This window comes from Novosphingobium pokkalii (assembly GCF_014652855.1).
Taxonomy (GTDB): Bacteria; Pseudomonadota; Alphaproteobacteria; order Sphingomonadales; family Sphingomonadaceae; genus Novosphingobium; species Novosphingobium pokkalii.
In genome coordinates, this window is sequence record NZ_BMZP01000005.1 from 60677 (window position 1) to 73760 (window position 13084).

The 13084-nt window shown below is 66.5% G+C and carries 8 protein-coding genes; 3 read left to right on the top strand and 5 right to left on the bottom strand.

The features are described 5' to 3' along the window. Nucleotides 1–4: 4 nt before the first annotated feature. Together IE191_RS06960 and IE191_RS06965 are read right to left on the bottom strand one after the other, a co-directional pair. Nucleotides 5–2221, bottom strand: coding sequence for a beta-glucosidase family protein (locus IE191_RS06960; protein WP_191323647.1), 2217 nt, complete (start codon nucleotides 2219–2221; stop codon nucleotides 5–7). An 80-nt stretch (nucleotides 2222–2301) separates the two neighbouring features. Further along, nucleotides 2302–4752, bottom strand: a complete 2451-nt coding sequence (locus tag IE191_RS06965; protein WP_191323648.1) for a TonB-dependent receptor — start codon at nucleotides 4750–4752, stop codon at nucleotides 2302–2304. A gap of 342 nt (nucleotides 4753–5094) precedes the next feature. On the opposite strand from IE191_RS06965, the gene IE191_RS06970 reads away from it, so the two are divergent. Beyond that, on the top strand, nucleotides 5095–6162 hold the full coding sequence (locus tag IE191_RS06970; protein ID WP_191323649.1) for a LacI family DNA-binding transcriptional regulator: 1068 nt from the start codon (nucleotides 5095–5097) through the stop codon (nucleotides 6160–6162). Nucleotides 6163–6185: 23 nt separating this feature from the next. Here IE191_RS06970 and katG read toward each other — a convergent pair whose 3' ends face one another. From katG to IE191_RS06985, 3 genes are all read right to left on the bottom strand, one after another. Then, a complete protein-coding gene (katG, locus tag IE191_RS06975; RefSeq protein ID WP_191323650.1) occupies nucleotides 6186–8402 on the bottom strand; it encodes a catalase/peroxidase HPI in 2217 nt (738 codons plus the stop codon). 112 nt (nucleotides 8403–8514) lie between these two features. After that, nucleotides 8515–9222, bottom strand: coding sequence for an alpha/beta fold hydrolase (locus IE191_RS06980; RefSeq protein ID WP_191323651.1), 708 nt, complete (start codon nucleotides 9220–9222; stop codon nucleotides 8515–8517). Nucleotides 9223–9356: 134 nt separating this feature from the next. Then, nucleotides 9357–10226 (bottom strand): LysR family transcriptional regulator, encoded by an 870-nt coding sequence (locus IE191_RS06985; RefSeq protein ID WP_191323652.1) that lies wholly within the window; start codon nucleotides 10224–10226, stop codon nucleotides 9357–9359. A 91-nt stretch (nucleotides 10227–10317) separates the two neighbouring features. Here IE191_RS06985 and IE191_RS06990 point away from each other — a divergent pair, with 91 nt between their 5' ends. Continuing rightward, on the top strand, nucleotides 10318–11484 hold the full coding sequence (locus IE191_RS06990; protein ID WP_191323653.1) for an isovaleryl-CoA dehydrogenase: 1167 nt from the start codon (nucleotides 10318–10320) through the stop codon (nucleotides 11482–11484). Then, nucleotides 11481–13082 (top strand): carboxyl transferase domain-containing protein, encoded by a 1602-nt coding sequence (locus IE191_RS06995; RefSeq protein WP_191323654.1) that lies wholly within the window; start codon nucleotides 11481–11483, stop codon nucleotides 13080–13082. The genes IE191_RS06990 and IE191_RS06995 overlap by 4 nt, the downstream gene beginning before the upstream one ends. The last annotated feature ends 2 nt before the right edge of the window (nucleotides 13083–13084 follow it).

Genomic DNA, 13084 nt, shown 5'->3' on the forward strand with positions numbered 1-13084 from the left:
CGCGTCAATCCTTCCAGGTGCGCGCGGGCAGCTTAACGGTCACCACCGGGCCAAGATCGGTCGCGCTGCGGCCCAGGGCAAAGCCATAGTCGCCCGCCGGCATGGTCCAGCGGCCATCCTTCCAGTCGGCCAGCAGGCGCGGATCGAAAGTGACCGTTGCGCTTCCGCTCGCGCCCGGCGCCAGCGACAGGCGCTTGAAACCGACCAGGCGTTGCAGCGCGGCACCGTTGCGCCGCACGAGGTAGACCTGGCCGACATCATCGCCCGCGCGCTGGCCGGTGTTGGCCAGGGTAAAGCTGGCGGAAAGGCCCGACACCTTGAGATCGCGTGCGGCGAAGCTGGTGTAGCTCAGGCCAAAGCCGAACGGGAACAAGGGCTTCAATCCCTTGCGGGCGAACCAGCGATAGCCCACGTCCGACCCTTCGATGTCGTAATCCGCGTGCAACTGGTCCTTGCCCGGAGCCGGATCGCCGCCGAAATTCGGCTCGACCCAATCCGCGCCGTCGAGCTTGGGACGCGGCAACTGGTCCAGGCTGGCCGGGAACGTCACCGGCAGGCGCCCGCCGGGGTTGGTATCCCCGAACAGGACCGATGCGATCGCCTCGCCGCCGCGCGCGCCGGGATACCAGGCTTCCACCACGCCGGCCACCTTGTCCAGCCAGGGCATCAGCACCGGTCCACCCGTTTCCAGCACGACGATGGTGTTGGGATTGGCCTGCGCCACAGCCGCGATCAGCGCGTCCTGCCCGTCGGGCAGTGAGAGATCGGGCTGGTCGGCCCCTTCGGTGCGCCATTCGGTGGCGAACACGATCGCCACTTGCGCCTGGCGCGCCTTTTCCACCGCATCGGCGATGTAGCGCCCGTCGCGGAACGTGATCGTGGCCTTGGGCGCCAGCGCCGTGATCGCCTTGAGCGGGGCGGAGCGATGATAGCTTTGCTGCATCAGCGCGGCAAACGGCCCGTCGCCGCCGATCGAGCGGGTGGCGGCCGGGCCACCTTCGCCCATCACCAGGCTGGAACCGGAGCCGGCCAGCACGCCGCTGTCGGCATAGCCGCCGATCACCGCGATCGAGCCAACGGTCTTGGCCAGCGGCAAGGCGCCGTTGTTCTTGAGCAGCACGATGCCCTGGCGCGCCACCTCCTCGGCCACCTGGGCATGGGCAGCAAGATCGATCGTCCCGCCCGGCTTGGCGGGATTCTTGTCGAGCCCGGCGGCATAGATCGCGGTCAGCACGCGGCGGTTCATGTCATCGAGCCGCGCGGCATAGGCCTTGTCGCCCGCCGCGCGCGCCTTGAGCACGTCGGCGAAATAGAGCGCCTTGTCGAGTTCGGCGCCCGATTGCTGGTCCAGCCCATGGAGCGCGGCTTCCACGCCGGGCACTGCGCCCCAGTCCGACATGACGAAACCCTTGTAGCCCCAAGACCCTTTCAGCACCGTGTTGAGCGCCCAGTCGCTGGCACAGGCCTGCGCCCCATCGATGCGGTTGTATGCGCACATCACCGCGCCGGGCTGGCCTTTCTCGATACCGATCTGGAACGCCAGCAGATCGCTTTCGCGCGCCGCGCCTTCGGCAATCTTCACGTCGACATACTTGCGCCCGGTTTCCTGGCCATTGAGCGCGAAATGCTTGATCGTGGAAATGATGTGGTTGGACTGGATGCCGGCAATCGCCGCGCCGACCAGTTCGCCCGACAGCAGCGGGTCTTCGGCGAGATATTCAAACGTGCGGCCATTGCGCGGATCGCGCATCAGGTTGACCCCGCCCGCCAGCAGCACATTGAAGCCCTTGGCACGCGCTTCCGCGCCGATCATCGCCCCGCCGCGATAGAGCAGGTCCGGATTCCAGCTTGCCGCCTGGGCCAGGCCCGAAGGCAGGGCCGTAGCGCCATCCTTGCGCAATCCGCCCACCCAGGCGACGCCCAGGCTGGCGTCGGTCTCGGTCAGCGCCGGCACGCCCAGGCGGGGGATGCCAGCCACATAGCCGGCGCCGGGAATGGCCTGCGCCGGAATCTTCGCGCCGGGCAGGAACGGCAGCGGCATGATCCCGTGCGTCAGGATCACCTTTTCATCGGCCGACATCTGCTTGACCGTGGCATCGGCGCGGGCCTGCGCGCCGGGCAAATCGATCGCGGGCGCCTGCTGGGCCTGGGCCCGCGCCGGGGCGGCCGCACCGAGCGCCAGCGCGGCGCAGCCAAGGACATGAGGCAGATGACGTTTCATAGGGGAAATCCTTGCGGGCAAACGACCGGAAAAGGACGGGCCGCGAGTGTTTCTCGCGGCCCGCAGCAGGATGGATGGGTTCAGAACTTGACGCCCGCCCGCACACCGAAGGTGCGCGGATCGCTCATCGTCAGGCTGGTGGCATTGCCGGTCACCACCGAAACCTTGTTCTCGATGTTCTTGATGAACGCCGAGGCATACCAGGTGTCGTGCGGCGCGTTGTAGGTCAGGCTCGCCTGGGTGCGGCTGCGCGACGGGGTCCACAGCTTGAGCCAGTAGGAACCGGTATCGCCGAACACCGTCACCGCATAGGCCGAGGAATAGCGCGAGTAGACCGAGGCCACCACGTTTCCGTCACCGACCGGCACGGTGTAGTTGACGCCGCCATAGATCACCGTGGCCGGGGTGCGATCGAGCTTCTGCCCGGCATAGTTGATCGCGCAAGTGCCATTGACCAGGCCGCTCGGGCAGAACTGGGTATAGTGCCCATCGGTCAGGTCGATGCCCAGCGTCATGTTGAGATCGCGCGTCGGGAAGAACTGCGTCTCGAATTCCCAGCCCAGCACGCGCGCCTTGCCGGCGTTGGTTGTCACCGTCTGGTTGGCGCCGTTGACCGGAATGACCGCGCTGAGCTGCATATTCTTATAATCATACAGGAACAGGTTGGTATCGATCTTCATCCATGGCGTCACGCGGCCACGGAAGCCGAGTTCATAGTCGATCAGCGTTTCCGGCTCGTAATAGATCGCTTTCTGGTCGCCGTACTTGAGCGTGTTGGTGCCGGTTACGACCGTGGAATAGTCGCAGCGCTCGCCCTGCGAGGTGACCAGCGACTGGCCGGCACCGCCGGTGGAGCAGCCATCGCCGAAGCCACCGACCTTGTAGCCCGAAGCGATCGAGCCGTAGAGCAAGCCGCTCAGCACATCGGCGTCGAAACCGACGCGCCAGGTGACCTTGCGGCCCTTGACCGTGGCGTCGTTGACATAGCTGCGCCCACCACCGGCCGCCGGATCGAGCGTGTATTGCCCGCCGACCAGTGGCTGGCCAGCCAGCGTGTTGATGTGCACGGTGTGGCCATAGCGCGAAAGATCGTCGGCGGTGTAGCGGATGCCGGCGGTCAAGCGCACCTTGTCTGTGATCTTGTACGTGCCTTGGGTGAACGCGCCCTTGGTGGACGAGATCGTGTGCTGCGGGAAACCGTAGATGAAGTTGTTGCCGAACACGGCGGGCAGCAGGTTGTAGATGTAGAACGCGATGCGTGATTCTTCGCGGAAATAGTAGAGGCCGCCCTGGATCTTGAGCGGACCGTCACCGCTCGATGCGAGGCGCAGCTCGTGGCTCTGCTGGGTATAATCGCCGTCGAAAGTGCCGGGAAGATTCACCCCGCCACTCAAGACGTTGCTGTTCTCGTGCGCTTCGTACTGGCGGATCGAGCCGAGGTAGGTCGCCTTGATGCCGCCGAAATCGTAATTGAATTCGCCGTCCAGGTTATAGGCCACGTCGTGCACGTTGGGCTTGAACGAAGATTGGTCCCCACCGCCGTACTGGTGCGTGGTCAGGCTGGTGTAGGTCGTGCCGTCGCTGGTGTAGCTGAACGGCGTGTTGAAGTTGGCGCTGAGCAGCGGAGTGGTGAGTGACTGGCGGGTGTCGCCGATCGGCGCCCAGGTTGCAGTACGGCCACCGTTGGGATTGTCGCTGATCTGGTAGAAATTGCTGAACGGCACCGAGCTGTCGCGCGATCCGGTCAGGCGCGAATAGCTGCCGCGCAGCAGCAGGTCGCCCCGGTCGCCCAGCTTGAACAGGCCTTGCAGGCGGGCCGAGATATTGGTGCGGAACTTCTTGTTGTAATTGGGATCGTTCGCCACGCCCTTCACGAAGTTGTCGCGCGTGTCATAGTTGAGCGAGAGGCGGAACGCGGCCCAGTCGTTGACCGGCAGGTTGAACGCGGCATCGGCGTTATAGGCGTTGTAATTGCCCGCGCCCACGTTGCCTTCCACACTCACGCGGTCGAAATTGGGGCGCTTGGTGATCACGTTGATCACGCCGGCCGTGGTGTTGCGGCCATAGAGCGTGCCCTGCGGCCCCTTGAGCACTTCGACATGGTCCACGTCCATGAAGCTGACGTCGGCCTGCTGCGGACGCGCCAGATAGACGCCGTCGGCGAGGAAGGCGGCGGACGGGTTGCCCTTTTCGGTGCCGTCGGTGCTGGTCACGCCGCGAATGGTGATCTGCAAGCCGTTGGTGCGGTCGATCGACAGGCCCGGCACCTGGTCGCCCAGCGCGGTGGGGTTGGTCACACCCTTGGAGCGCAGCCCGTCGCCGGTGATCGCGGTCAGCGCGATCGGGGTCTTGGACAGCAGCGTCTTGTCGCGCGTGGCCGTCACGATGATGTCGGGCATCGTCACATCGTCGCTGCCCGCCTTGGCCGGCTCCTGCGCCGGGGCCGGAGCGGCCGGGGCGCTCTGCGCATGAGCCGCAGAGGCCGCCAGAGCCACTGCCGAAATCAGGCATGCGGTCGAAATTCTCTTCATCATGCATTCCCTCCCAGTTCTGCTCCGCGTGCATTGTTGCCGCGGATGACACACTCCCTTGCGCGACCACCGCCCGGCCCGCGACGCGCGCTGGCGTCGGCAGAGCCCTGCCCTGGCTATGGCCGCAACACCGGATGGGGAGGAAAAGGGCCGCAAAGGGCCACGCGCCCGAAGCCAGGCTTCGGAACAACAATCGATATCCTCTCCATCGGCAGCAAATGTTCGACTTTGCTTGGCCATGGTTTGAAATCATTCAGTCAGCGCTGTCAAGACTGCGCTGTCAGAATTGTGCGTGACCTGCTGAAAGAAATAGCCATAATGGTGAACATGGAGAGGCACCCTTTGACCCAGCAACCGTCACCCACGCAGGATGCCGCATCCGCTGCAAAACCCGCCGGCGCCCGCGAACGCGCGACGATGGAAGACGTTGCGCACCTTGCCGGCGTCTCGCTCAAGAGCGTGTCCCGCGTGGTTAACCGCGAGCCGCATGTGTCCGACACATTGCGCGCGAAAGTGGAAGCGGCGATTGCCGCCTTATCGTTCGTGCCCGACACGGCAGCACGGTCGCTGGCGGGATCGCGCACCTTCATCGTCGGGCTGCTGTTCGACAACCCGAGTCCCAACTACACGATGAAGATCCAGTCCGGCGTCTATCGCGCCTGCGTGGAGCAGCAGTATCACCTGCGCATCGACAACATCGAGTCCGATCGTCCCCATGCCGAAGTGGAAGCGCAGCTCGACGCGATCGTGCGCAACAGCCGGTGCGACGGTTTCATCCTCACCCCGCCGCTGACCGACAATATCCAGGTCCTGGCCTTCCTGGAGCGGCGCAATATCCGCTATGCCCGCATTGCGCCCAACAGCGAACTCGGCCGATCGCCCTGCGTGGCGATCGACGACGCGGCGGCGGGTGCGCTGGTGGCGCGCCGCCTGTGGAACCTTGGCCACCGCCGGCTGGGGGTGGTGTCGGGCCCGCCGCTGCACCGCGCCGGCGATCGCCGCCGCACCGGGTTCCTGGCCGCGATCCGGGAACTGGACCCAGCGGTGGTGGTGGCAGAGGCCGATGGCCTGTTCTCGTTCGAAAGCGGGATTGCCGCCGGGGCCGATCTGCTGGCCCGCGATCCCCGCCCCACGGCGATCTTCGCCACGAACGACGATTCGGCCGCCGGGGTGATGGTCGCCTGCGGCCGCGCCGGGCTGCGCGTGCCGCACGACATTTCGCTGTGCGGGTTCGACGATAGCTGGGTGGCGAAATCGGTCTGGCCCTATCTCACCACGGTGTACCAGCCGATCGAGGAAATGGGCTATGTCGCGGCCAGCCTGCTGATTGATCGCGGCGAGACCGGCGAGCGCCAGGTCATGCTGGGCTTCCACCTGGTCGAGCGGGATTCGCTGGCCCCGCCATCCTGAGAGGACGGGGCCAGCCCGATCGCTCAATCGAGCAGGTCGAAGCGGTCCGCGTTCATCACCTTGGCCCAGGCGGCGATGAAGTCCGCGACGAACTTGTCCTCCGCATCGAGCCCGGCATAGACCTCGCACAGCCCGCGCAACTGGGCATTGGCGCCGAACACCAGATCGACGCGCGTGGCGGTCCAGCGCGCCTGCCCGCTGGCGCGGTCGGTGCCGACGAAAGTGTCGGCCTCGTCCGCCGCCGCCCAGGCGGTGTTCATGTCCAGCAGGTTGACCACGAAATCGTTGGTCAACTGTCCCGCCCGCTCGGTCAGCACGCCATGGGCCGAGCCGCCATGGTTGGCGCCCAGCACGCGCAGGCCCGCCACCAGCACGGTCATTTCCGGCACGGTGAGGCCAAGCAGTTGCGCGCGGTCGATCAGCAGTTCTTCCGCCTTCACGTCGGTCGGCCCGGCGCTATAGTTGCGGAAGCCATCGGCCTGCGGCTCCAGCCAGGCAAAGCTTTCCGCATCGGTCTGCTCGGCCGTGGCATCGGTACGCCCGGCGATGAATGGCACCTCCACACTGCGCCCGGCGGCCTTTGCGGCCAGTTCGATGCCGACTCCACCGCCCAGCACGATCAGGTCTGCCAGTGAAACTTTCCTGCCGCCCGCCGCGCCGGCGTCGAACTGCGCCTTGATGTCCTCGTAGGTGGCGAGCACGCGCGCCAGCCGCTCCGGCTCGTTCACCGCCCAGGAGCGCTGCGGCTCCAGCGCGATGCGCGCGCCATTGGCGCCGCCGCGTCGGTCAGACCCGCGATACGTCGAGGCCGAGGCCCAGGCCGTGCCGACGAGATCGGCGATCGACAGCCCCGAGCCGGCAATCGCGGCCTTGAGCGTGGCGATATCGGCCGCTTCGACCAGCGGGTAATCGCGCGCAGGAATCGGATCCTGCCAGATCAGGTCTTCGGCCGGCACCTCCGGCCCCAGGTATCGCGCCTTTGGCCCCATGTCGCGGTGCGTCAGCTTGAACCAGGCGCGGGCAAAGCTGTCGGCGAAATAGGCCGGATCGGCGCGGAAGCGATCCATCACCGCGCGATAGGCGGGATCGACTTTCATCGCCATGTCCGCCGTGGTCATCATCGTCGGCACCTTGAGGTGCGGCGAATGGGCCTTGGGCGCCAGCGTCTCTTCCGGATTGCCGACCGGCTGCCACTGGTGCGCGCCGGCGGGGCTGCGCACCAGTTCATACTCATGGTCGAGCAGCATGTCGAAATAGGTCATGTCCCACTGCGTCGGCGTGGGTGTCCATGAACCCTCGATGCCCGAAGTGATGGTGTCATCGCCCATGCCAGTGCCGTGGGTGGAGATCCAGCCAAAGCCCATCTGGGCAATGTCCGCCCCTTCCGGCGCCACGCCGACCAGCGTGGGATCGCCGCCGCCATGCGCCTTGCCGAAGGTATGGCCACCGGCGGTCAGCGCAGCCGTCTCGGCATCGTCCATGCCCATGCGGGCAAAGGTTTCGCGGATATCGCGGGCCGAGAGCAGCGGATCGGGCACGCCACCCGGTCCTTCGGGATTGACGTAGATCAGGCCCATCTGGATCGCGGCCAGCGGTCCGCTCAACTGGCGCCCGGCGTCCTCGTCGATCCGGGTCAGGTTCTCGGGATCACCGACCCAGTTTTCCTCCAGGCCCCAGAACACGTCGAGGCTGGGCTCATGGATATCCTCACGCCCACCGCCGAAGCCGAAGACCGGGCCGCCCATCGATTCGATCGCGACGTTGCCGGCCATGATGAACAGATCGGCCCAGCTCAGCGCCGCACCATACTTGCGCTTGATCGGCCAGAGCAGGCGGCGCGCCTTGTCGAGATTGCCGTTGTCGGGCCACGAATTGAGCGGGGCAAAGCGCTGCGATCCCGAAGACGAGCCGCCGCGCCCATCGCCGCTGCGATAGCTGCCCGCCGAATGCCAGGCCATGCGGATGAAGAACGGCCCATAATGCCCATAGTCCGCGGGCCACCACGGCTGGCTGTCGGTCATCAGCGCGTGCAGATCGGCCTTCACGGCGGCATAGTCCAGGCCCTGGAACGCCTTGCGATAATCGAACCCTTGCGGATAGGGGCTGGGCGACTGGCCATGCTGGCTGAGGATCGCCAGGGGCAAGGCCTTGGGCCACCAGTCCTGGTTGGTCCGCCCCAGCAGCGAGCGCGTCTTCGCGCCGCTACCGCCCATCGGGCACTTCGTCGTCACAGCATCCATTCCTCGTCTCCATTGCCGGGCCGAGTCCACGCTCGGGCCGTGATCGGGAACGGCGTTATCCTGTCACGACCGCCGCACCGACGAAAGCACCTCTTGGTTCAGGCCGGTTGCATCACACGCTTGCGGCAACGCTGCGGACAGCGTCGAGAATGGCGGACGCCACGGACTCCGGCTGGGACAGCAGGCTCAGGTGCCCGGCGGGCAACTCGATGGTCCGTGCACCCATTGCGGCAGCCAGTTCGCGTTCGAGCGCCACGCTGACGATGCGATCCTGCGCGGACACCAGATACCAGGTCGGCCGGCTTTCCCACGCGGCCTGGTCCACCTTGTCGCCAAAGGTGCTGGCTGCCAGCGGCGGTTGCGTGGCGCACAGCACGCGCGCCTCGATCTCCGGCAGATCCTGGGCCACGTCCTCGATCCAGCCTTGCGCGCTCAGGGTCAGGAACCCGGCACCGTCGTCAACGATCTTGCCCAGAGCGGGCGGCGCTTCGTGCCGGCCGACCTGATCACCCACGGTTTCCCCGGCCTTGGGCGCGAAGGCGGCGACATAGACCAGCGCCTTGACCTTGGGATCATTGCCGGCCTGGGTAATCACGGCCCCGCCCCAGCTATGCCCGACCAGCACCACCGGCCCATCGATCGCAGCCAACGCGCGGGCGGTGGCCGCCACGTCATCGGCCAGCGAGGTGGTGGGGTTCTGCACTGCCAGCACGGCAACATCAGCCGCCAGCAACAAGGGAATCACACGCTGCCAGCTCGATCCATCGGCCCATGCGCCGTGGACAAGGACAACGGTCGGCAAAACAGGGGAAACGGCCATGCGGGGTTCCGATCGGCAAGGGGAGCAACATCGGGGCGACGGCACCCGGCCGCCGCTCCCGCTCGCGCAGTCTCGCAAAAGGCATCGCGGCCACGAACCCCCGATCGGGTGAAATTCCTGTCCCCAAGCGGGGATCAGCCAGGTGTAGATAAGGCAGGCTGGCTCCAGCGTTCGGCCAGTCTGGTCCAGGCGTCCACAAGGGCGGGTTCCAACGCCTGCCCGCCGCCGACCAGGCCGATCCGGCGGCGAAAGTCATAGCCGGCCAGCGGCACGGCCACCACGCCGTTCCCGGCCAGGCACAGCGGGCCGGTGGTCACGGCCAGGCCTGCGCGCACCAGCGCCATGCAGCGTTCCTCGTTGGCGCTGCGCAGCAGGAAATGTGGGCGCACGCCCTGAGCGGTAAAGAAGCGGCTGGTTTCAGCAAGGATTTCGCAACTGCGCCGCGCGACCATCACGTCACCGGCGAGGTCCAGCGCGCTCAGCATGGTCCGGCCCGCCAGCGGATGATCCTGGGGCAGCAGCATGGCATAGCCTTCCTCAACCACGACGCCATCATGCGGTGCGCCGTGAAGCAACGTGAGGATCGCGTCGAGTTGCCCTTCGCCCAGCCGGCGGCGCAGGTCGGCATCGCCGCCTTCGACCAGGACCAGCGGCCGCACCCCGTGCAGCGCCTGTGCCAGAGAAGCTAGCGCCGGTCCGGGCAGCGACGCCAGCACGCCCAGGCGCAGCGGCGCGGCGAGCGGCGCCAGGTCTTGCGCCGGGGTCTCGGCCAGGCGGAACTCGCGCTCGATCGTGCGGGCATGGGCGAGCAGCCGCGTGCCGGCGGCGGTCAGGCGGATCTGCTTGCGATCGCGCGTCACCAGCGGCGCGCCGACCAGGCGCTCCAGTTCGGCGAGTCCCGCCGACAGCGTCGGCTGGCTCAGGTTCAGGCGCCGCGCGGCGGCGGTGATCCCGCCGGTTTCGACGATCGCCAGGAAGTGGCGCAGATGGGCGCGCTTCAACATAGGATATTTCTATGGATGTCCGCTGTGAAAATCAATTTCCTTGACAAGGTGCAGCGGCGTATCATGCGCGGCGGAAGAGGAGACAAAAGCCGTGCGTGCAACCCCCGATCTCGATTTCGGCCTCGATGAAAACGCGCTGATGATGCGCGAGGCGGCCGGTCGCTTTGCCGATGAACAGATCGCCCCCCTGGCCGCCGCGATCGATGCGGAAGACCGCTTCCCCCGCGAACTGTGGGTGCCGATGGGCGAGCTGGGGCTGCACGGCGTGACCGTGGAAGAGGAATGGGGCGGCCTGGGCCTGGGCTATCTCCACCATGTCATCGCGGTGGAGGAAGTGAGCCGCGCCTCGGGTTCGGTCGGGCTGTCCTATGGCGCGCATTCCAACCTCTGCGTCAACCAGATCCGCCGCTGGGGCAATCCCGACCAGAAGGCAAAGTACCTGCCCAAGCTGGTTTCGGGCGAGCACGTCGGCAGCCTGGCCATGTCCGAAGCGGGCGCCGGGTCTGACGTGGTGGCGATGAAGCTGCGCGCCGATGCGGTCGATGGTGGCTGGCGCCTCAACGGCACGAAATTCTGGATCACCAACGGCACTTATGCCGATACCCTGGTGGTCTATGCCAAGACCGCGCCCGAAGCCGGCGCCAAGGGCATCACCGCGTTCCTGATCGAACGCGGCATGCCCGGCTTCTCGATCGGGCAGAAGATCGACAAGATGGGCCTGCGCGGCAGCCCCACCGCCGAACTGGTGTTCGAGGATTGCTTCGTGCCCTCCGAAAACGTGATGGGGCCGGTCAATGGCGGCGTCGGCGTGTTGATGAGTGGGCTGGATTACGAGCGAGTCGTGCTCGCCGGGATGCAGATCGGCATCATGCAGGCCTGTCTCGACACGGTCATTCCCTACGTCCGCGAACGCAAGCAGTTCGGCAAGGCCATCGGCACCTTCCAACTGATGCAGGCCAAAGTGGCGGACATGTATGTCGCGCTGCAATCGGCGCGGGCCTATGTCTATACCGTGGCGCGCGCGTGTGACGCTGGGCAGACCACGCGTTTTGACGCGGCGGGCGCCATCCTGCTCGCCAGCGAGAGCGCGTTTCGCGTGGCGGGCGAGGCGATCCAGGCGCTGGGCGGCGCTGGCTATACCAAGGACTGGCCGGTCGAACGCTATCTGCGCGATGCCAAGCTGCTCGATATCGGCGCGGGCACCAACGAGATCCGCCGCATGCTGATCGGCCGCGAACTGATCGGCATCAAGGGATGAGCGCGCCGGTCCTGACCACCGCGCTGGACCTGGCCAGCCCCGAAGCGCAGGCGCGCGCCGCGCACAACCGCGCCCTGGCGCAGGAACTGCGCGCCCGCGTGGCAAAAGCGGCACTGGGCGGCGACGAGCGTGCCCGCGCCCGCCACACCGCGCGCGGCAAGTTGCTGCCGCGCGAGCGGGTTGAGCGCCTGCTCGATCCCGGCTCTCCGTTCCTGGAAATCGGGCAACTGGCCGCCCATGGCCTTTACAACGATGAAGTGCCGGGCGCGGGCATCATCGCCGGGATCGGCCGGGTTTCCGGCCGGCAATGCATGGTCTTTGCCAACGATGCCACGGTCAAGGGTGGCACCTATTTCCCGATGACCGTGAAGAAGCACCTGCGCGCGCAGGAAATCGCGCAGGAAAACCGCCTGCCCTGCATCTATCTGGTGGACTCGGGCGGCGCCAACCTGCCCAATCAGGCCGAAGTCTTTCCCGATCGCGATCATTTCGGCCGCTTCTTCTACAACCAGGCGCGGATGAGCGCATCCGGCATCGCCCAGATCGCGGCGGTGATGGGCTCGTGCACCGCAGGCGGCGCCTATGTTCCGGCGATGAGCGACGAGACGGTGATCGTCAAGGAACAGGGCACGATCTTCCTGGCCGGGCCGCCGCTGGTCAAGGCCGCGACGGGCGAGGAAATCAGCGCCGAAGACCTGGGCGGCGGCGATCTTCACGCGCGGCAATCGGGCGTGGTCGATCACCTGGCGGAAAACGATGATCACGCCCTGTCGATCGTGCGCGACGTGGTGTCCCACCTCGGCCCGGCCGAGACCGCGCGCGTCGCCCGGCGCGAAAGCCGCCCGCCGCTGCACGATCCGCAAGACCTCTACAGCGTGATCCCGCAAGACGTGCGCGCGCCCTACGATGTGCGCGAAGTGATCGCGCGGATCGTCGATGGCAGCGAATTCCACGAATTCAAGGCGCTGTTCGGCACCACGCTGGTTTGCGGCTTTGCCCATGTCCATGGCTTGCCGGTGGCGATCCTGGCCAACAACGGCGTGCTGTTTTCGCAAAGCGCTCAAAAGGGCGCGCATTTCATCGAGCTGGCCTGCCAGCGCGGCATACCCCTGCTGTTCCTGCAAAACATCTCGGGCTTCATGGTCGGCGGCAAGTATGAAGCCGAAGGCATTGCCAAGCACGGGGCCAAGCTGGTGACGGCCGTGGCCACGGCCAATGTGCCCAAGATCACCGTGCTGATCGGCGGCAGTTTCGGCGCGGGCAATTATGGCATGTGCGGGCGCGCCTATTCCCCGCGCTTCTTGTTCACCTGGCCCAACGCGCGCATTTCCGTGATGGGCGGGGAACAGGCTGCCAGCGTGCTCGCCACCGTGCACCGCGATGCGGCCACCTGGAGCGCGGAGGAAGCCGAGGCGTTCAAGGCGCCGATCCGCCAGAAATACGAGGATGAAGGCAATCCCTATTACGCCACCGCCCGCCTGTGGGACGATGGGGTGATCGATCCGGTGCAGACCCGCGATGTCGTGGGCCTGGCACTCGAAGCCTGCCTCGAAGCGCCCTTTGCCGATCGCCCGTCCTTCGGCGTGTTCCGGATGTAAGC